Annotated in this window: 18 protein-coding genes, 1 tRNA gene and 1 pseudogene; 4 read left to right on the forward strand and 16 right to left on the reverse strand. The window is 44.3% G+C overall.

Annotated elements, in window-relative coordinates; genetic code table 11:
• Window positions 1-135: 135 nt before the first annotated feature.
• Window positions 136-1207, reverse strand: a pseudogene (locus QUB66_RS21330) (IS630 family transposase).
• A gap of 242 nt (window positions 1208-1449) precedes the next feature.
• On the opposite strand from QUB66_RS21330, the gene QUB66_RS21335 reads away from it, so the two are divergent.
• On the forward strand, window positions 1450-1749 hold the full coding sequence (locus tag QUB66_RS21335; protein WP_332969721.1) for a hypothetical protein: 300 nt from the start codon (window positions 1450-1452) through the stop codon (window positions 1747-1749).
• Between the two features lie 53 nt (window positions 1750-1802).
• On the forward strand, window positions 1803-2108 hold the full coding sequence (locus tag QUB66_RS21340) for a flagellar alpha dynein (RefSeq protein WP_265239699.1): 306 nt from the start codon (window positions 1803-1805) through the stop codon (window positions 2106-2108).
• Window positions 2109-2318: 210 nt separating this feature from the next.
• Here QUB66_RS21340 and QUB66_RS21345 read toward each other — a convergent pair.
• The 15 genes from QUB66_RS21345 to QUB66_RS21415 form a co-directional block, all read right to left on the reverse strand.
• Window positions 2319-2389, reverse strand: a tRNA-Gly gene (locus tag QUB66_RS21345).
• A 140-nt stretch (window positions 2390-2529) separates the two neighbouring features.
• Window positions 2530-4587: an excinuclease ABC subunit UvrC gene (gene uvrC / locus QUB66_RS21350; RefSeq protein ID WP_332969720.1), complete on the reverse strand. Its 2058-nt coding sequence runs from the start codon at window positions 4585-4587 to the stop codon at window positions 2530-2532.
• An 88-nt stretch (window positions 4588-4675) separates the two neighbouring features.
• A complete protein-coding gene (locus tag QUB66_RS21355; RefSeq protein ID WP_332969719.1) occupies window positions 4676-5431 on the reverse strand; it encodes an amino acid ABC transporter ATP-binding protein in 756 nt (251 codons plus the stop codon).
• A gap of 130 nt (window positions 5432-5561) precedes the next feature.
• A complete protein-coding gene (locus QUB66_RS21360) occupies window positions 5562-6758 on the reverse strand; it encodes an amino acid ABC transporter permease (RefSeq protein WP_332969718.1) in 1197 nt (398 codons plus the stop codon).
• A 197-nt stretch (window positions 6759-6955) separates the two neighbouring features.
• Window positions 6956-7477, reverse strand: a complete 522-nt coding sequence (locus QUB66_RS21365) for a hypothetical protein (RefSeq protein ID WP_332969717.1) — start codon at window positions 7475-7477, stop codon at window positions 6956-6958.
• A 42-nt stretch (window positions 7478-7519) separates the two neighbouring features.
• Complete coding sequence (locus QUB66_RS21370) at window positions 7520-8125, reverse strand: hypothetical protein (protein ID WP_265239705.1); 606 nt, start codon at window positions 8123-8125, stop codon at window positions 7520-7522.
• An 87-nt stretch (window positions 8126-8212) separates the two neighbouring features.
• Window positions 8213-9427 carry an amino acid ABC transporter permease gene (locus QUB66_RS21375; protein WP_265239706.1) on the reverse strand — a complete coding sequence of 405 codons (1215 nt, stop codon included), beginning with the start codon at window positions 9425-9427 and terminating at the stop codon, window positions 8213-8215.
• 212 nt (window positions 9428-9639) lie between these two features.
• Complete coding sequence (locus tag QUB66_RS21380; protein WP_265239707.1) at window positions 9640-10722, reverse strand: amino acid ABC transporter substrate-binding protein; 1083 nt, start codon at window positions 10720-10722, stop codon at window positions 9640-9642.
• Window positions 10723-10932: 210 nt separating this feature from the next.
• A complete protein-coding gene (locus tag QUB66_RS21385; RefSeq protein ID WP_265239708.1) occupies window positions 10933-11160 on the reverse strand; it encodes a hypothetical protein in 228 nt (75 codons plus the stop codon).
• 308 nt (window positions 11161-11468) lie between these two features.
• Window positions 11469-16286 carry a PAS domain S-box protein gene (locus QUB66_RS21390; RefSeq protein WP_332969716.1) on the reverse strand — a complete coding sequence of 1606 codons (4818 nt, stop codon included), beginning with the start codon at window positions 16284-16286 and terminating at the stop codon, window positions 11469-11471.
• A 203-nt stretch (window positions 16287-16489) separates the two neighbouring features.
• On the reverse strand, window positions 16490-16891 hold the full coding sequence (locus QUB66_RS21395; protein WP_194011615.1) for a fasciclin domain-containing protein: 402 nt from the start codon (window positions 16889-16891) through the stop codon (window positions 16490-16492).
• A 253-nt stretch (window positions 16892-17144) separates the two neighbouring features.
• Window positions 17145-17522, reverse strand: a complete 378-nt coding sequence (locus QUB66_RS21400; RefSeq protein ID WP_332969715.1) for a hypothetical protein — start codon at window positions 17520-17522, stop codon at window positions 17145-17147.
• Between the two features lie 8 nt (window positions 17523-17530).
• On the reverse strand, window positions 17531-17920 hold the full coding sequence (locus QUB66_RS21405) for a hypothetical protein (protein ID WP_332969714.1): 390 nt from the start codon (window positions 17918-17920) through the stop codon (window positions 17531-17533).
• 1 nt (window position 17921) lies between these two features.
• On the reverse strand, window positions 17922-18263 hold the full coding sequence (locus tag QUB66_RS21410) for a hypothetical protein (protein ID WP_332969713.1): 342 nt from the start codon (window positions 18261-18263) through the stop codon (window positions 17922-17924).
• A 103-nt stretch (window positions 18264-18366) separates the two neighbouring features.
• Window positions 18367-18606, reverse strand: a complete 240-nt coding sequence (locus QUB66_RS21415) for a hypothetical protein (RefSeq protein ID WP_442923478.1) — start codon at window positions 18604-18606, stop codon at window positions 18367-18369.
• A gap of 233 nt (window positions 18607-18839) precedes the next feature.
• On the opposite strand from QUB66_RS21415, the gene QUB66_RS21420 reads away from it, so the two are divergent.
• The gene (locus QUB66_RS21420) at window positions 18840-19634 is read left to right on the forward strand and encodes an MlaE family lipid ABC transporter permease subunit (protein WP_265239715.1); all 795 of its coding nucleotides are present in this window, start codon (window positions 18840-18842) and stop codon (window positions 19632-19634) included.
• Window positions 19635-19697: 63 nt separating this feature from the next.
• Window positions 19698-20090, forward strand: coding sequence for a DUF3119 family protein (locus QUB66_RS21425; RefSeq protein ID WP_265239716.1), 393 nt, complete (start codon window positions 19698-19700; stop codon window positions 20088-20090).
• Window positions 20091-20119: the final 29 nt, after the last annotated feature.

The following is a 20119-nucleotide window of genomic DNA, read 5'->3' on the forward strand; positions in this document are numbered from 1 at the left end:
GGATTTTCTGACCTGAATTCTTCCAAGGCTTTAACCATTACTTTTAAAGTTTCAATTTTGACACCAAATCTACGTTTGAATTGATGAGATGTCAAGTTTAGATAAGATTGATTTTTCATGATTTATACCATTTTTTTAAAGATGTGCTAGAGATAAGGAATGTAAAATCCAAGACCATCCTGTGAGAAAACCAATGACATGATTTGTTAAAGATGATAAGATTTCCTGAACTTTTACGCGGAGTTCGTCAAGATTACTAAAAACTAACCAAGCTAAAAATTCTTTGATGTATTCCCACACTGTTTCTGTTGGATTTACTTGGCAGACAATGAGGAGGCTGAAATAGTAAAATAATATTGTCTGGCAATTCAGATGTGCTTAAAAGATGACCACGGGCATTATCGACTTGAATTATCTGCAATTCATCGGGATATTCAAGCGACAATTGTTCCAAATATGCTTGAAAACAAACTTTATCTAAATGGGAAAACTCCCAAAAAAAACTTCTTCCAGTAGATGGGGATACTGCTCCGTAAAGCCAGAAACATTTGAATTTCCATTGATGTTTTCCTACGGGTTTCACACCCCGTAGTGTGATCCTTCGTCTCTGAATTGTATGTAGTCCTAGTCGAGTTTCGTCACTAGACAAAAAAACAAATCTTTTGTATTTCTTTACTTGGTCATGAGCTTTATCCAGCAAGGCTTTGATTCTCTCAGATAGGCTATTTTTGAATTCATTAATTGCCGTTGGCTCTTGCTCACTAATCCGGGGTCTTGGTCTTTTCAATTTACTTTTTAACTCCCCTTTGACCAAGGAGTATACAGCTTAATAACTACTAGGTATCTCTTTGATCAACCAGAGCCAAAGATGAACTTCTTTATAACTAGAAAACCCTTCGGAGTCTCTCAATTCTTGTTGTACTAAAGCCGCTACTTCAACAGAAAACTTTTTGGGTCTGCCAAAAATCTGTCGATTTTTTAACAAGTTTTCTATACCACCCTCTTTATATTGAAAGAGCCAACGATGAATTGTAGTTTCACTTTTGCCCAAAATAGACGATATTTCTCGGACTGTTTCTACTTGTTTTGACTGAAATAAATAAAGCATTTGAACTTTATTATATGCTAAGATTTTTTGTTGTTGTTTCCGAATCTCTAGCAATACCTCTACAGATTCGGCAATCGTTATATGAGGACGACCAGACATTTTAATGTTCTCCTTTACTTTTTAGATAAGTCTAGCATAACTTTAGAAAAATGGTATTACCTATGAATTTAGGTAACTTTCTTGAGTATGTTACTAGCCTGTCACTAAGCTATAGTAACATACTTAGTAACATACGAATAACTAATAGTGTGTTACTAAGTATGTTGATTATCTTATAGGTGTGTTACCAGACGATTAATATGTTATCTTGGTATTGTACCGATTCTAGAAGGTAACATACTATGGCAACAGACAAGAAACACATCGCCGTATATCTCGATAAGGCTGTAGAGGATGCGCTGAATGAATTCTGCATCGCTAACAGTATGGAATCTAAGAAGGGGCCGATGTATTCGGCGGCAGTTAATAAAGCACTGGCACAATTTTTCGGGATACCTAGTACCACACCAGATACCATACTTAGTACCACACGAGATACCATACCAGGCAACAAAGTAGCTCAACGCTTGGCTGAACTCGAAAATCAGTTATCTGAGCGGTTTGAAGAGATTGAGGAACGGCTGGGAAAATTGAGGGTCTGAGTGAATCACCCACAGAATCACTCAGGCCGGACATCGCAGAGGAACTCGAAAGCTTGCGCCAGAGTTTAGATGGTTCCGATCGCCTAGTCGTCAGAAAAAATCAAGAAATCTCTGAGCTAAATTCTCGACTGGCAACGAAGGATGAAACGATCGCAGAACTGGACGAGCAAATCGACAGACTAGAGTCCGAGCTTGCCAGTCGTGAGCCAACTCAATCAGAAAACCTGGCGACGGTCGGAACCGATTTGTCAAAAGTAGAAGCGGCCGACTTGCTCAACCAGTTGAAAGCGCGGCGCAAAAAATCGAAGGCGGACTTGGCAGATATGGACGCTGTTCTAGAGTTGCTCTCCCAGTCTTGATTTAGTAGCGGTTCCGTGTTTTGGGGGAAGGGTTGACTAGAGACTGAATATTTCTAGTCAATTTCTAGTCAATTTGTCTCCAATTTGGTCATTTGATACTCAGTTTGTAGTCAATTTCTAGTCAGTCCCATGCACGATCCACCCGTATTCTTACCAATAAAAAGCCTCAAACCGTTGATTTATCCTAGGTTTGAGGTAATTTAATTAAAGAGCGGGCAGCGGGAATCGAACCCGCATAGTTAGCTTGGAAGGCTAAAGTTTTACCACTAAACTATGCCCGCACACACAGAACCTAAACATACCACAAGCTTCGGAGAATAGCAATAGGTCTGTGCAAAATTTTTTAATGGTTCTCTGAAAGTGGTTGAATAGGGACTTGTAGCCCGCCCCAAAAATCCGCCTCTTCCATGCTGCGAAAGCTTTACGGGTGGAAATAATCGTAGATTTGCTGCGCCAGACGCGGGCCAATCCCAGAAACTTCAGCCAACTGTTCGGGAGTCGCTAAACGCAGATAGTCGATCGACCGAAAATGTGCTAACAACAGTTTTTGGCGGTGGTGTCCCAATCCCGGAATCTCATCCAAGCGCGATCGCTTCATTCTCTGACTTCTTTGATCCCGGTGAAAACTCACAGCAAATCTGTGCGCCTCATCCCGCACCCGACGCAATAACTGTACACCAGGCTGCTCAGAATTAGTTGGCACTGGCAAAGATTCCCCCGGCAAAAATATCTCCTCTCGCTGCTTTGCCAAACTGACAACCCGCAACTCATCTAGCAAATTCATCTCCCGCAAAACTTCCACAACTGCTGACAATTGACCTTTGCCACCATCGATCATAATCAAGTCAGGTTTGTCAGAAATAGTATGAGAAACTGAAGAGAAACTGCTGATTTCTTCCGGTTCTCCTACATTACTCGATTCATCTTCCTTCTTCCCATCCGTTAAATCCGCTACATAATCCGCTGCCGAACTTCCTTCTTCTTTTTTATCTCGGAATCTCCTACCGATAACTTCTGCTAAACTCGCAAAATCGTCCGAATGACCCGATTTAATTTCAGGATTCTTAATTTTGTAGTGGCGATAGTGTTGATTTGCGGGCAAACCATCGATAAATACGACGCGGGAAGCTACCGCATCCGAACCTTGGATGTGAGAAATATCGTAACCTTCAATACGGTGCGGCAGTTCGGGCAAATCTAGAAGTTCTGCTAAATCTTGCATTGCTTGAGAATTGCGATCGCTCAATCGTTGCATTCTCGCCAATTCATACTCAGCATTGCGTTCCACCATCTCAATCAACTCCGCCTTAGTTTGGCGCTGCGGTGTCAAAATTGTCACTTTTCGTCCCTTGCGATTGCTCAACCAATCTGCTAATATTTCCCCTTCTGGTAGGTCGTACTGCACGGAAATTTCGCTGGGAATTTCTACAGATTCGACATTTTGATAATGTTCCTCCAACACCCGCTGCAAAATTGCTCCCGGTTCCACACCGCATTGAAATTCCCATTTCCCGATTCGTGATTCCTGGGAAGAAGGCGAACTATTTTCACTCACATTTTCTGGCAGAAAAGGCGTTGGAGATGCAGGCACATCAGCCATAAATCCCAATCTGCCGACTAATTGACCGGCACGAATCTGGAATAATTGAATGCAGGCGTGCTGGGTGTCGGCTGCAAGGGCGATCGCATCCCTGGAAACAGTATCATTAGGTAAAGACACTTTTTGACCAGCACTCAAAGACTGCAAACCCTTAATTTGGTCACGAATTCGCGCCGCAGTTTCAAAGTTTAAATCTTCGGCTGCTTGTTCCATTTGTGGCTCCAGAATATCCAGTAATTCCTGAGTCCTTCCCTGAAAAATCATCGCAACTTTTTGGATAATTTTTTGGTAATCTTCCGCAGACATTAACCCCTGACAAACGCCGACGCAACGGCCGATATCGTAGTTCAGACAGGGACGGTCTTTAAACAGCGGTTGAGGGCGCTGTCGCAAGGGAAAAATCCGCTTAATTAAATGTAGCGTACTCCGCAGCGCCCCTGTATCGACGTAGGGCCCATAGTAGCGGTCTTTTGCACTACCGGCGCGGCGTTTGCGGGTGATGAAAATGCGCGGGTACTTTTCTGACCAAGTTATGCACAAATAAGGATATTTTTTATCATCTTTGAGGAGGACATTAAAGTGAGGTTGATGCTGTTTTACGAGGTTTGCTTCTAACGCCAAAGCTTCCGCTTCTGTGTCGGTGGCGATGAATTCAATTTCGCGTACTTGCTGCACCATCATCGCGATGCGGGGACTGAGATTTTGGCTTTCGCGGAAGTAGGAACGGACGCGGTTTCGGAGTTTTTTGGATTTGCCGATGTACAGAATGCGATCGCCCTCATCGCGCATTAAGTATACACCAGGAACCGCCGGAATTTCTTTGAGGCGGCTTTCTAGGCGTTCTGCATCTTTAATTAGCGGAAGCATTCTTTGGATCATTAGTTATTTGTTATTTGTTATTTGTTATTCCCAATGCCCAATGCCCAATGCCCAATGCCCAATCCCTCCGCTTCGCTTCGCCCAATTCCTACAATATCTGAGATAAAAACTTGCGCGTGCGTTCTTCCTTCGGGTTCTGAAAAAACTCTTCCGGCCCGGCTTCTTCAACCAAAACACCGCCATCCATCAATACAATGCGATCGGCAACTTCGCGCGCAAACCCGACTTCGTGAGTCACCACTACCATTGTAATTCCAGTTTGAGCCAAATTTCGCATGACATCTAAAACTTCCCGCACCATTTCTGGGTCTAATGCTGATGTCGGTTCATCAAATAACATGATTTTAGGCTGCATGGCTAAAGAACGTGCAATTGCTACCCGTTGCTGCTGTCCGCCAGATAGCTGTCCGGGATATTTTTGTGCTTGTTCCAAAATTCCAACTCTTTCTAACAGTTGCATTGCTACTTCTTCTGCTTTTTTCTTGGGCCAGCGGCGCACCCACACCGGGGCTAGCATGACGTTTTGTAGGACTGATAGGTGGGGAAATAGGTTGAATTGCTGAAACACCATTCCTACTTCTTGGCGAATTTTATCGATGTTGCGCAAGTCGTGGGAAAGTTCGATTCCGTCGATCGTGATTTTACCCTGTTGATAAGCCTCTAAAGCGTTGAAAGTGCGAATAAACGTCGATTTCCCGGAACCTGACGGGCCCATCACGACGACGACTTCACCTCGGTTGACGTTCATGCTGACACCACGCAGTACGTGAAATTGTCCGTACCATTTGTGGACGTTTTCTGCGACGATTACTGTTTCTGGGCTTGTGGGTTGAGTTTCTATCATTTTTTTTATTTTTTAACCGCTGATGAAAGTTGATGAACGCTGATAGATATTTGTGTTTAGAAATTGTCTAATAACTACAAACTAATGACTAAGGACTAATGACTACAGATTAATGACTACGGACTAATAACTAATGACTTTTTTCTAAACTTCGTTCTATTTTGCGGCCAGCTTGTGACATTGAGTAGCAAAATACCCAATAAATGATGCCGACAAATATGTAAACTTCGGCGTACCTGCCTATATAGGATGGATTTGCTAAAACTGCGCGGGATATGCCGATTAATTCTAACATTCCGAATAGGGCAAGTAGGGATGTATCCATGAATAATCCGATGAATTGACCGCCGATCGCCGGAATGACAATTCGCAACGCTTGAGGTAGTACAATCAAAATTGTGAGTAGGGGTGTATTTAGCCCGATCGCCCTTGCTGCTTCTATTTGCCCCCTCGGTACGGCCTGCAAGCCTCCGCGCACGTTTTCAGCCAAGTATGCCGCACTGAATAATGTTAATCCGGCGATCGCCCGAATCACTCTATCTAATTTGGGATATTCTGGTGGCAAGAATAATTGCAGCATCACTTGACCTAAAAACAAAATGCCAATCAAAGGCAAACCGCGAACAATTTCAATGTATAATGTTGACAACAATTTAACGACTGGCAAAGAACTTTGTCTGCCGAGGGCTAGCAATACTCCCAGGGGAAACGAAAGCACAATGCTAATAATTGCTAAAAACAGCGTCAACACTAAACCGCCCCAATCATTTGTTGAGACTTCTGTTAAGCCCAGCCCGCCTTTAATTAGCCACAGAATTACTGGGAAGGAAAGAGCCCAGATTGCAGGCATCCAACCCAGGATTTTAGGGTTGATTTGTCTGGCGGCGACATAGCTGGCGGCGGTTGCGATAATAATTCCTAAGAGGTAGAAGCGAGAGGTTAGGTCGATCGGCGAAATGACCGCACCAACAACCGCAGCACCGAGTAAAATCAGTGTAGGCGGATTCCAAAGTCGTTCTTCCCGCTGAATATTTCCCCAAGTCAAACCTCCCAACAAAGCAATTATTCCCGCCACTATCCACAGCCGCCAGTAAGATTCGCTGGGAAATCTGCCCGCGAAAAATAGCGGCAAGTTGGCTTCTAATACCCGCCACTGAGCTTTTGTTGTAGCCCAAAGGATAATTCCTTTGATAGTTTGGAAGGCGACAATCAGGCAAACTATTGTCAGAATGCTGTTGTACCAGGTACTAAATAGGTTTTTGCGCGCCCAATTCCAAGGTGTGGGCGATTCAGTGGCTGGGGGCGGCAGTACGGGAGTTGTTTCCATAGTTTTCGCAATTTTAGATGTTAGATTTTAGATTGGATACTGATAACGAGCGAAGATTGTGACTTATACAAATTTTCTCAATTCTTGCTACTAAAAAAACTATTAGACTTGTTTCTGAACACCGTTTATCAGGTTCGTCGCGGTGAGATTGTCTGTCAAATTTAGGGATTTTCAACGGCGACACACCCTACGACTACTTATTGTCGCCGATTTATCCAATTTTCCCCACCAGGTAACTGACTTAAATGTGAGGCTAACACCGCGGGTAAATCTTTTGCGGAATGGATATAAGTTAAGTTCAATAATCTCACAGCAGTCTCGATAATCAGGTTTTTATCCACCATCTCTGCAAGTTGAAATTGACTATAAGCACCGTTGAATACTTCCTCCGCAGCCTCTGCGATGGCATCTTCAATCACCTCCTCTTCTATGAAACTCTCCCATTCATCAGAATTGATGTAATAAGATGTTTTATTGTCTTTAATATTTGCCTTTTTAATTTCTCTGATTGAATTCCGAATCGAATTTACCCAAGAACCAGTTAATCGCTGTTCAGCTTGATTTTTAATCAAGTTAATCAGTAAAACATTTAAAAAAGATTGAATCTGTCGCAAAATTGCCTGTTTGCTCATTCCATCTAACTCATCGACTATTGCTAAAGCATCCGTATATCTTCCTTGCAATATGCTATTTCTAAGGGCGATTAATTCTTGTGTCATTTTATTTTTCTCAAGTTTGATAGTGGTAAATCAAAGTGTGAGTCATTCACTTTTAATTGCACTTGCTAAAATTCCTAATATTTTATTGACATCTCTCAGGTAATATTCTGTTAAGTCAATTTCAATTACTTGTTCTTTAAATCTTAAAAATCTCCAGGTTTGGCCGCTAGTAACAGCCCCATAAGTTATTGTTGCATTTGGGTTGCCTTCACGTTCATTAAATATTCTAGCTGCCAACATTTCGGCTACACATGGCCCCAAACTTGCATTGATATCTTCGTTTTGTGCTTCGACGATTGCAACTACTGGTGCGGTAAGCATTAATAAGTGTGAAGAATGACTAATCAAAAAATCGCAATTTCCATTTAATCCTTTTTCGGTATCAACTGTAAAATCTATTCCACAAAAAAGACCAATTTGATGGTTCAACAGTTTTCTAAGTTCGATTAAAATCGGTGCGGTAATCATGGATGATCGAGACTTGTCAGTATTGCTACTTAAAGCAATGGGTACGTTCTCTTTGAGAATTTCTACAAGTAAGGGACTTGGTTCTAATTCTGGCACATTAGAGAACAGATTGATTCGATCGCTAATCGTCAAAGAGAAATTTTTTGTTACTGTTTTTAAGTCAAAATCTCTGTAACTCATTTCAATCTTAGTTCCAGATTATAATAAACTTAACTTTTGACTTCGCTGTCAATTGTCAATTGTCAACTGTCCACTGTCCACTGTTGTTTACCTTTCCTTGATTTGTACGGTTTGATTGTACCAATTCATGAATAGAGCAATTATTAAACTAATTGTTAGGTATGTTACCATGATAATTAGCATTGTTTCGATCGCACGACCGGTCTGATTCAACGTCGGAGAGCCCACCACAAAGTAAACGTCGGGATAAGCCACCGCCACAGCTAAACTCGAATTCTTAGCTAAATTCAGATACTGACTGGTTAAAGGCGGCACAATCACCCGCAAAGCTTGGGGCAAAATTACCATCCGCATGATTGTTCCAGAATTCAGTCCCAAAGACTTGGCCGCTTCCCACTGGCCTCGCGAGACTGACTGAATTCCGGCGCGGACAATTTCTGCAATGTAACTGCCAGTATACAAGCTGAGTCCTGTCACCAAAGCTGCAAATTCGGGAGTTAATTTTAATCCTCCTTCGAGTTGCAATGCTGATGTCAGGCGCGGAAAATCGAGGCGAAAAGGTGGATTTTGGGTGATAATCCCAGCTAAGATTGCACTTAGGACGATCGCACCAGCAGCCCAAAACAACTGCCTTCCCGGCTTAGCTTCTTCCAGCATCACCCGCGCCCGCCACATCCACAGCCCAGCCGCCGCCAAAACCCCGACAGTTAGCAAAATCAACCAAATCTCAAAACCCGGCAAAGGCGCAGGCCAAGGTACAGCAATGCCACGATTTGTCAAGTAAATCGGCCCTCTCATCTGCGGGTTGTCTTCCAATTTTGGCAGGGAAATGAACACTGCAAAATACCAGAAAAATAATTGCAGCAATAACGGCGTATTTCGCAGAACTTCTACGTACAAAGCTGCTAAATTTCGCAGTAGCCAATTGTCGGAAAGGCGCGCAATTCCTACAGTCAAACCCGCAATCGTTGCGAAAATCAGGCCGATACCCATCACCCGCAGCGTGTTGATTAAACCGACTAAATAAGCTTGTCTATAACTGTTTTCGGGACTGTAGGGAATCACGCTTTCGCCGATGTCAAAGGATGCTTGGGAATTGAGAAAGTCAAATCCAAATGCAATCCCCAGTTGCGCGTAATTGGCGCTGAGGTTGTCCCAGAGAATGGCGATGACTGTTATTACTAAAATTAGGGCGATCGCCTGTCCGGCTATTTTCCAGAAGCGATCGTCTCGCAGTAGTGTTGATATATCTTTGAATTTGGATGAGTTCTCGGATTTGCCCGGTTTAGGTTCTGTATTCATAACTGTTTAATGTAGTAGATCGAGAAAATTGGTCGATCGCATAAAACTCGCAAAAATCTTGTAGGGTGTGCACTGCGCACCTTATCTGTGGGGTACGCGCTGAGCACATTGCTGCCTAAAATATCTTGTAGTTATTAGCTACAAACTTAATCGGTGCGCAATGCGCACCCTACAGACTCAACCGGTGCGCAATGCGCACCCTACTGATGAAATTAACGGAAGGGCGGCGAGTAAAGCAAACCGCCATCTTTCCAAAGTCTGTTTTGACCCCGGTCTAACTTAAGTGTACTTTTCGGGCCGAGGTTACGATCGTACATTTCCCCGTAATTCCCCACTTTCTTCACAACCCGGAGGGCGAAATCGTTCGGGAGTCCCAAACCTTTACCTAAATCTCCTTCTTTTCCTAGCAAACGTTTGACGTTCGGGTCTGTAGTGCTGGCGACAGTTTGGTCTACATTTGCAGAATTAATTCCCAAATCTTCAGCTTCAATCGTCGCAAAAATGATCCATCTTACCGCATCCGACCATTTAGGATCGCCGCTTTTCACGGCTGGGGCCAACGGTTCTTTTGACATCACGATCGGCAAAACAACGTTATTATCGGCATTCGGTAGAGTTGTGCGCTTCGAGACGAGTTGCGATCGATCGGCCGTAACTCCTTGACAGCGACCTTCTTGATACGTAGCAAAGGTACTATTCACATCTTCAAACACCACAGGAGTGTATTTAACTCCTAATTTTCGCATTTGGTCGGACAAATTTTGTTCAGTGCTCGTACCTGTTTGTACGCAGATAGATTTACCCGCAAAATCTTTTAAACTTTTGATGCCACTATTTTTTTTGACCATGATGCTTTGAGAGTCATAAAAGATCACCGGGGCAAATTCCAGTCCCGTCGTACTGTCGCGACTCGCCGTGTAGGTGGTATTGCGGCTGAGAATATCGATTTCTCCGGCCTGCAAAACTGTAAATCTATCTTTGGCGTTGAGCTTTCGGTATTCGACTTTTTCGGGATCGTCAAATATTGCCGCCGCTATAGCCCTGCAAACATCAACATCGAGTCCCGAATATTTGCCTTTTTCGTCTACAAAGCTAAAACCTGGCAATTCGCCACTAACGCCGCAAATCAGTTTGCCGCGGCTGACAATTGTATCTATCCGGCTCGGCCCTTGTTGCGATTTACCTTCAGCAGCATTTGTCGCTGGTGTTTGTCCGACTTGTGCCGATCGATCTCGACAAGATGCTAATGGTGCGACAAACAACATACTTGCCAACAGAAATCCCCATTTAGGCATAAATTTTAGTAGAACGCTTTCTCGACGATCCTACCTTGTAGCTGTCGATAACTTTGGCGATCGGCATCGCACAACATCAGGCGGCTTCAAATTAACCATTCTGAACCCGGTGCTACACCCTGACATATACCGACTACTCGCCTGTATTTTTTACCTATCACGGGCGATCGACCTTTCCTACAATTTTTATCCAATTTTAATTTAATGCGCTCAGAACCGCTCTGGTGCTAGGCGCTGCTCAGCTAAATCGCGGATTAGCGACAGCCGAGACTCGATGTATTCGTTCAACAAATCTGTTTCTTTGCCATTGAGCGCAGAGTTAGTCTTTAACTGCTTCAGCAGCCACTGTACTAGGGTTGCATCGTCCAAATTCACTAACAGAGTGGCTTGGGTGGTCTCAATTAATGACCAGAGTTGGCGTAACATGACTGGAGTCATAAAACCTCGTTGAGCGTAAATACGCACTGAATGGGCTGGCTGGGCGATCGGTTGGTCTTAGTGTTTCAAGCCGATCGACGAAAAGCACCTAAGTTATCGGCTTAATGATTATTTTATATTTGACCACAATAACTGAATATATTAGTGTCAAAACCTACAACACACAAGATGTTATAATAGTTTCTAATTTCTTCATATTCAGAGACACATTTTGATAAAAAGTTAACAATCTTTACATTCTCTCGATCGCGCGGGCTAATCGGAGCTATTTGGGATCGGGCCCAAGAGCCAGAAAACCCAAAAATCAATTAATCAGCAGCCACCAACTCTTGAACCCCCGCCAGAATTACTTCCAATTCAGCGATGATTTTCATAGCCCCCTCCCAATCGTTGGATTCCGCCAGGATTTGAAGTTGATCTGCCATCTGGGGCATTAACCGCACCGCCGCCGTAGCGCTGACACCTTTAATTTGATGCGCGCGACGGGCCAGTGTCTCCACATCTCCCAAGGCGATCGCACTTTTAGCAGCTTCTAAATAACCGCCAGTATCCACCACAAAAGCTTGCAGAATTTCCCGCTCAAAATCTAAATCAGCCCCCGCAATTTCACGCAAACGTGCCATATCCACTACAGAGTCTAGATCCGAAGCAGAGTTTTGGAGTTCCTCGCCCTGAAACTTGGGACTTTCAATTTTCAAATGTGCCGACCAATTTTTAAGTACAGATTTTAACTTTTCGATCGCAATAGGTTTGCTAATATAATCGTCCATACCCGCCGCTAGACACTTTTCCCGATCGCCCTTCAAAGCATTCGCCGTCATTGCAATCACCACCGTCTGGCGATCGGGCTCCCTCGAACCAGCAGCATTTGTCGCTTCCATCCGGCGCAATTCCTGCGTTGCCTCGTAACCATCCAAAATCGGCATCTGACAGTCCATCAACACAATGTCATACTTTTTGAGGGCAACCATCGATAGCGCCTCGGCGCCGTTATTTGCCACATCCGCCGTGCATCCCAAAACCTTGAGTTGATTTAGACCAACTTTTTGATTGATCGGAGTATCTTCAACTAACAAAATCTTTAAGCTGGCTAACTCCCGGTTGTCAATAACTGAGGCTTGATTTTTGGTTGAATTTGCCAGCGACAGATCGATTTCAGCACTAGGGGCGATCGCATTTACCAAGCACTCAAATAGCCGATGAGCTTTCACAGGTTTAGTTAAATAGCTGCTAAAACCGATATCTACAAAGCGTTTCGCCTCCGAGATCTGAGTAATTGAAGTCAGCACCACCCACTTTGTCTGCTGCATTGCCGGCTCAGCAATCATCAAACGTTCCAGACTTCCCGCCACCATTTCCGGCAACTGAATATCAACCAAAACGATATCGAAAGGGGATTTTATGCTGACAGCTTTGTACAAAGATGCGATCGCCATCCAACCATTCTCAACCTCCTCAACTTCCATTCCCCACAAAACAGCCATTCTCAGCAGCACTTTTCGGACTGTCGGCTTATCGCTAGCAACTAACAGTTTTCTGCCAGCCAGCACCGTTTCTAAATTTACTTCGCACGCTGTCTCAACCGCAGTTAAATTTTCCTTAACAACCGGCACGGTGAACCAAAAAGTCGAACCTTTACCAGGGGTACTTTCTACACCAATTTTACCACCTAGCAATTCCACCAACTGCTTAGAAATAGCCAATCCCAAACCAGTACCACCATACTTTCTCGTAGTAGAAGCATCAACTTGACTAAAAGATTGAAACAGCTTTTTTTGGTCTTCTGTAGCAATCCCGATTCCTGTATCTCTGACTTGAAACATCAAAAATAGCGATCGACTGGTTCCCAGTTTTAACGGTTGAATTTTCTCTAAATTTTTCTGCTCATCGCTGGTTCCGAACAACCTCGGAGTCCTGTCAGTCGAAACCTCAATCACCACCTCTCCTGCTTCTGTAAACTTAATCGCATTGTTGACCAGATTAGTGAGGATTTGCCGCAACCGTGCTGCATCACCTCTAATTTGCAGTGGCACGTCTCTGTCAATCAGCGCCACCAATTCTATACCTTTGGTTTGTGCGGGAGTTGCCAACAAATCCAGCACTTCATCCAGACAGATACTGAGGTCAAATTCGATCATTTCCAAGCGCATTTCTCCTGCTTCCAGTTTGGACAGATCGAGAATATCATTAATGATCGAAAGCAAATTTTGGCTGCTGAGTTTCAGCGTCTGCACAAAGTCTAGCTGTTCGGGAGTAAGATTGGTTTTCAGCAGCAAATCAGTCATGCCCATCACTCCATTCATCGGAGTGCGGATTTCGTGACTCATATTTGCTAAAAATAGCGACTTCATGCGAGACGCTTCCAGGGCGGCTTCTCGGGCTTGCTGCGCTTGTTCAAACAAAGTAGATTGCTGAATGGCGATCGCCAACTGTACGCTCAACCTTCCCAACAAATCCACCTCAGAATCAGTCCAAGTGCGCGGGCCGCTGCACTGGTGAGCAACCAGCAATCCCCACAAGCGATTTTGACTCGTTTCCAAACTCTCGATTTGCGACCCAATCAGAGGAGTTTCCGGCGAATCTTCTATTGCCAAATCCTGAGTTTCATCGCCGATAAAAATTGGTACAACTAAATTAGCTCTTACCTGCAAACTAACCAGAAAATCTCGGTGGATGTCGCTCAAACTGGCCGTATAAATATCTGCCCTTGCTTGAATTTTTCCGGCGCGGTATAGCGATAGATAACTTTCGCCAAAAGATATTTCTGGAACTTTTATGCCCAGCAACGGCCTCCAATCATCCCCTACAGATTCCACAACAACACTCGCTGTTTCCTCGGAATCAAAACGATAAATTACCGCGCGGTCAGTTGCCAGCAACTGCCTCACTTCTTCTACCGCAGTGTTTAGAGTTTGAGTGAGGTTGAGAGACTGCCGGACTCGCTGGGCGATCGCCGAAACCAGCCGTTCTTGTTCTGCTTGTTCCCGCAGCATTCTCTCAGCTTGCTTGCGTTCGGTGACATCGCGAATTACCGCAGCAAAGCACAGCGGTTCGCTGCTTTGAGGGTGCTTGACCAGAAAAGCATTCATCACAACATCAATGCGTCTTCCGCTGGGCAAGTGCTGCATTTGACCTTCTCCTTGCCACTGGCCCTGACTGATGATTCTTGGCCAAATCTCTTGACTGAATTTCTGTTGAAAAGTTGGGCCGATATAATCCCATATCTCTGTATAAAGCACTTCCGAAAGATTCTCTACACCCACCAGTTTTCGTCCGGCTTCGTTGACAAACAGCGTTTGGCCTTTTAGGGTAGCCATACCGATAAAATCGCTGCTGTTTTCAATTAGCGACACAAATTTTTGCCGTTCTTCTTCTCCTTTTTTGCGTTCGGTAATGTCGCGCTTGACGCAGACGTGACAAATTACATCGCCGCTGTTGTTAATCACAGAGTATGCCGCAACGTCGATCGCCAGCGTGCGACCTTTTTTAGTAGAGTTGGTAATTTCGCCCCGAAAAGTTCCAGTTTTCGCTAAACTTTTGACAATTGCCGAAAAACGCTCGCCCGCCACCAGCGGCGGCGCTTCTGCTTCTAATTCCGCGTCTGTGTATTCTAGCAGCGATTGGTGAGCGCGATTTTGTTCGAGAAAAAACCCGTCAGCATCGATAATTACGATCGCATCGTTGGAGTTTAAAAATATTTGTCGATAAAGTTTAAGTTTTTCCTCAGCTCGCTTGCGTTCGGTGATATCTCTTTTGACGCTGACGTAACAAACCACATCCCCAGCATCATTGAGAACCGCAAAAGCCGAAAGTTCTACCTCAAAGATTCCGGCTTGCAAAGCCTTAACACAGGTTATTTCGCCTCGATAACTCCCTGTTTCGGCCAAGCTTTGCAGCACCGACGCAAATGCTTGTTCTCCCATGTGAGTTGCAGGGGTTTTTCCCCACAATTTCGATGAAGTGTAACCCAGCAAAGCCGTGTGAGCTTGATTTGTTTCTAAATAATAGCCTTGGGGGTCTAAAATGGCGATCGCATCGTTAGACTTTAAAAATATTTCTTGATAAAGTTGCAGTTTTAATTCCGCTTGTTTGCGATCGCTAATATCCGTGAACAAGCCGTAGTAAACTATCTCCCCCGATGCTTGAAATTCTGGCTGGGAAGCTCCTTGCACCCATTTAAGTTTTCCCGACGGAGTGACAATTCTGCCTTCCCACCGCCAAGGCTGGAAATTTTCAGCAGAAAGTCTCAGGGAGTTCATAAAATCATCTCGTTCTTCGGGATGAATCATGCCAACAATTACATTAATATCCTGCTGAGCCGCCTCCGGTTCTATTTCATACAATTCTCGGCAACCGGCGCTCACAAACGAGAAAGTCATCGAGCCATCTGGATGCAAGTCAATTTGATATACCGTGCCCGGTACACTAGCAGTAATTTTTTGCAGTTGGGCTTGGCTTTGATTCCTGGCTTCATCTGTGACCTGCAATTGAGCAATCTCGCGAGAAATACCTAAAACTGCAAATACATTACCATCCGCATCGGATAGTGGAATTCTTTCAGTTTCCCCCTTGACATCGGTCTCTTGAGCTGCTAAAGTGATTAGCGAATTAGCACAGATTTGAGCAGCAGTATGCAGCAAACAAAGGTGTTCAAAATTAAAAGCAGATTCCTGCTCTGCACCGACAAAAAATACTGCTAATAATTCTTCACTTTGATCCGGGTTAGCTGGTGCCATCAATACCGATTTAAACTGAGCAATTGGTGGGCCACCGATGTTGTGCGCCCAATCCCGATTTCCCGCCAGCCATTCCACGCGGGCTGCTTGCAAACGTGCTTCAATTTCATCTCTGGCGCGGGTTGTTAAGGGCTGTGACTGTTGTTGCAGGTGTATTGTATTGTCTGCTACAGTTAAAAGTGCGTTAGCGAAGCCCGCCCCTACGGGGGCTGCGCCAACGAAGAGGATCGTCTCCCCAGGAATCAGGCGCGCCAGATGTACCAGACACGCAGACCAAATTTCATCAGCACTCAGAGCGATTTGTACTTGTACAGTAAGTTCATTGAGAACTTGCAGTTCCAAGGTACGCTGGCGGACTTTGGCTTTGAGGCTAGCGGCTAGGATTTGCATAGTGCTCACCACACTGGTTTGCTTATATTATAATTATCCATTTTCAAATTTTTTTAAACAATCATCTTAAAATACATCCGGCGAAAAGACAACTTTTTTAGATTTATATAATTTTTAATTGCTAAAAAACCAAAGTGCGATCGGGAGCGAAGCGGCAGAACAATGCACCTGCTTCGCTCCCGTAGCAACGTTTAAAGGTGAAATTATCCCATCAAAATCACGTTATCAATGACGTGGATGACACCGTTGTCAGCTTCGATATCAGCCGCGACAACAGTAGCATTTTTTACTTCAAAACCGTCAGAACAATCAATTTTAATCGGCGAACCTTCCAAGGAAGTCACAAAACCGAGTTTTGCCAAATCAGCCTTCATAAACTTGCCAGAGACAACGTGAAACATCAAAATCCTGCTCAGTTGGGGGACATTCTGCACTAGGGTAGTGATAGTTCCCGGCGGCAATTTCGCGAAAGCATCGTCAGTCGGTGCAAAGACAGTGAAAGGGCCCGGACTTTTGAGCGCATCTACTAAATTAGCTACTTGCACCGCCGTTACCAGGGTTTGGAACGAACCGGCACCTACGGCAATATCAACAATATCAGGCATGGTGTTCTACCTCGTCTGGGATAAAAAGTTATATTAAGTATCCTAAACTGATGCGGGCAACAATATAGTCCTAGACACATAAACCGGGTTTTTTAACCAGAATACTTCGTTCAAACCCTCAATCTCCGTTGAAAAACCCGGTTTCTTGGTCGCAGTCCGTAAATCCTGAATAGCTACTCTCTTTTTTGAAAATGCTGATAATTGCGAATTTGTAAATTTTTTAATTTGTAAATTGCTGCAAGACTGCGGTTGCTTATGACACCAAAACCTCTGTTTCTAAATCTGCAATTTCAGCATTTAGGTTTTCTCCCTTGTGAATGCTAAAACTGCCGTACAAAATTGAAAGTTCAAAAATATCTGTAGTCAGCACAGCAGGCTTGCGGTGAGATGATTCGCCCAAACAAATCCCTAAAAATTCAGATTCCAGTTCCCATACTTCCTCTTCATCGTGTACAGTCCAACTGATACCGCGGCAGTCTTTGAATGCCAGCGCATAAGGCAATCTTTCTTCAGGATTGTAGACGCATTCGATTAATACTTCGTTGCCCCACAAAGATACATTTATATTTGTGACTAAAGATGTCAATCCACCCAAGCCCAGCAAGTTATAGTCGTCTTTCCAATCACTCATTTAAATTGCTACAAGACTGCTTGCGGTTCAGATCTTAAAACCTCTGTTTCTAATTCTCCTAATTCTGGATTTAAATCCTCTCCCTTATGAATACTGAAACTGCCGTACAAAATTGAAATTTCAAAAATATCCGTATGGATTAAAGCTGCTTTTCGGTGCGCCTCTTCACCCAAATGAATGCCAATCAAATCAGCTTCTGGATCTTGTACATCTTCTGGATGGAAAACCTCCCAACTGATATCTCGGCAGTCATGAAATACGATAGTATAAGGCAATCGATCCCGTGTAGGATCGTAAATACATTCAAATACAATTTTATTTCCCCAGAAAGAGACATTGACATTGGTTACTAGGGATGTCAGTTCACCTAAATTAAGCAAGTTGTAGTCATCCGGCATATTAATCCCTCACTTTTTCTCCCGTATTGTGTGTTCCCAGAATTTGGTTGCCAAACTCATCGCGTGTTTTGACCAAGCTGCCGTCTTTATCAAGACGTAAACCTTTGTTTATTTTTCTGCCATCTGAACCGTATCTAGGCACTGGGGTTCGTATAACTTTACCATCAGCACGAATATTGACTCGCGAACGATCGGCAAATTCGTATTCAAGATAACCACCTTTAGTCTGTCTGATTTCTGCACCCAGTCCTCGCAAAAAGTCATCGACTTCTTGGCGAGTCATCCCGGTCAAGTCTCCAAATTCCGATGCAGTTCCATTTCCTCCAACTCCCTGACTCGGCATTGCCAAGTTTCCTCACCAACCATTGCTGATTTAAGTTTAACACAATACATTTTGCAGGACACAACATCGTTGTGTCCCTAGCATTTTCTGTATCGAAACAGAATTAACCCCAGCGCGAATGCTGATAAGCAGCATAAGTATCAAATAAAGCACCCACCAAACCAAAAGTTAGACCAATCACCAAAAACCCCTGGAGGGGACAGCCGCTGCCGAAAGTAGCTAAGAACTGTAAAATCTGGTCTTCTCCAGAACGACCGACCCCTTGGAGAGCAGGCACGAGACCGATCAACGAACAGCTAGTCAATCCCGCGCCGATTAACAATAAGGGAGCGATAAAGCTCAATAGGCTCGTTAGCAGTAAAGAGCGAAGAAAATTAGGGAAAATGCTCATAATATTCAGTAAATTCAGCTAAACTGCCGAAAGGTGCAAGTAAAATAAACTTGTCCTTTTCTACGATAGGCAGCGATCGCCCTCCGTAGCCAGTTCTGTCAAAAATCTTAAATTTTAGAGAAGAAACTTGTTTAAGATTTGTAGATAGATTTCATTTTTTGCAGTTGTTCTAGAGTGAAAATCCCTTGAGCACAACTACACCATCGAGCCTCAGTTTGTGGAGTCAGCGGTTGCTAGCAGCAATTTTATTGGGCGGCCAAGTCATGCTGCACTTGCTGAAGGGCAAAATTAACCGCCGCAATACCCTCGATCAAATGGCAGCAGTTGGCCCGGAATCGCTGCTGATTGCTTTGCTGACTGCGGGTTTTGTCGGCATGGTATTTACGGTTCAGGTAGCGAGGGAGTTTATTAATCTTGGTGCGGGTAATGTCGTCGGCGGCGTTTTGGCTTTGTCTTTGACTCGCGAACTCGGCCCTGTTTTAACAGCCGTGATCGTGACGGGACGAGTCGGTTCGGCTTTTGCGGCGGAAATCGGTACGATGCAGGTCACAGAGCAGATAGATGCCATGCTGATGCTCAGAACAGACCCGATCGACTATTTAGTAATTCCCCGCGTCTTGGCTTGCTGCTTAATGCTGCCAATTCTGACAATATTGTCCCTCGTTACGGGCATCGCCGGCGGGCTGCTGATTGCGACGACAATGTACGGCGTATCTCAAACCGTGTTTTTAGAATCAGTTCGCAGTTTCCTGACTCTGTGGGATATTTGCAGCGCGGGTATTAAGGCTTTTGTGTTCGGTGGTTTGATTGCTGTCATCGGTACTAGCTGGGGTTTGACGACTACCGGCGGTGCAAAGGGCGTGGGACAATCGACGACTACGGCGGTGGTGACGGCTTTGCTGGCAATTTTTATTGTTAACTTTTTCCTGACTTGGCTGATGTTCCAGGGCACGGGCTCTAGCGTACTCAAAGGCTTGTAAGCTAGGAAACAGTAAAATATGAATAATTGGCAATATTCCTTTATCTACCCCTGATTTAAACCCGTGACGACAACTACCTCTGGGACTGCGCCCACAGATACGATCGAACTCGCCCCTAGTTATGCGATTCCCCTAGTTCTGGTACTGACTGCTGTACCGCTGCTGTTTGTGCAGAAGTGGGTGAGTTTACCCCTGGCGCTGTTCGGCTTGTTTCTGATGTACCAAGCCGCCACGATCCGGCTACAGTTTACTCCAACGGATTTGGACATTTATCGATCGTCCAAGTTGATCCGCCAATTTCCTTTCCGACAATGGCAAAATTGGCGGATATTTTGGCCCGCTGTGCCGATTTTGTTTTACTTCAAAGAAATTAACAGCATTCACTTTCTGCCGGTTCTGTTCGATCGTAAAATGCTACAGACGTGCTTAGAACAGCGCTGTCCCCGTCAAGACTAAACAAGTTGTTAATTTTTAATTTTTAACTT

This window comes from Microcoleus sp. A2-C3, assembly GCF_036706065.1.
Classification (GTDB): Bacteria; Cyanobacteriota; Cyanobacteriia; order Cyanobacteriales; family Microcoleaceae; genus Microcoleus.

Bases quoted from the DNA above. Each gene is read 5' to 3' on its own strand.
- QUB66_RS21335 (WP_332969721.1), top strand. From the start codon at position 1,450: ATGGCAACAGACAAGAAACACATCGCCGTATATCTCGATAAGGCTGTA.
- uvrC (WP_332969720.1), bottom strand. From the start codon at position 4,587: ATGATCCAAAGAATGCTTCCGCTAATTAAAGATGCAGAACGCCTAGAA.
- QUB66_RS21355 (WP_332969719.1), bottom strand. From the start codon at position 5,431: ATGATAGAAACTCAACCCACAAGCCCAGAAACAGTAATCGTCGCAGAA.
- QUB66_RS21360 (WP_332969718.1), bottom strand. From the start codon at position 6,758: ATGGAAACAACTCCCGTACTGCCGCCCCCAGCCACTGAATCGCCCACA.
- QUB66_RS21365 (WP_332969717.1), bottom strand. From the start codon at position 7,477: ATGACACAAGAATTAATCGCCCTTAGAAATAGCATATTGCAAGGAAGA.
- QUB66_RS21370 (WP_265239705.1), bottom strand. From the start codon at position 8,125: ATGAGTTACAGAGATTTTGACTTAAAAACAGTAACAAAAAATTTCTCT.
- QUB66_RS21375 (WP_265239706.1), bottom strand. From the start codon at position 9,427: ATGAATACAGAACCTAAACCGGGCAAATCCGAGAACTCATCCAAATTC.
- QUB66_RS21380 (WP_265239707.1), bottom strand. From the start codon at position 10,722: ATGCCTAAATGGGGATTTCTGTTGGCAAGTATGTTGTTTGTCGCACCA.
- QUB66_RS21385 (WP_265239708.1), bottom strand. From the start codon at position 11,160: ATGACTCCAGTCATGTTACGCCAACTCTGGTCATTAATTGAGACCACC.
- QUB66_RS21390 (WP_332969716.1), bottom strand. From the start codon at position 16,286: ATGCAAATCCTAGCCGCTAGCCTCAAAGCCAAAGTCCGCCAGCGTACC.
- QUB66_RS21395 (WP_194011615.1), bottom strand. From the start codon at position 16,891: ATGCCTGATATTGTTGATATTGCCGTAGGTGCCGGTTCGTTCCAAACC.
- QUB66_RS21400 (WP_332969715.1), bottom strand. From the start codon at position 17,522: ATGAGTGATTGGAAAGACGACTATAACTTGCTGGGCTTGGGTGGATTG.
- QUB66_RS21405 (WP_332969714.1), bottom strand. From the start codon at position 17,920: ATGCCGGATGACTACAACTTGCTTAATTTAGGTGAACTGACATCCCTA.
- QUB66_RS21410 (WP_332969713.1), bottom strand. From the start codon at position 18,263: ATGCCGAGTCAGGGAGTTGGAGGAAATGGAACTGCATCGGAATTTGGA.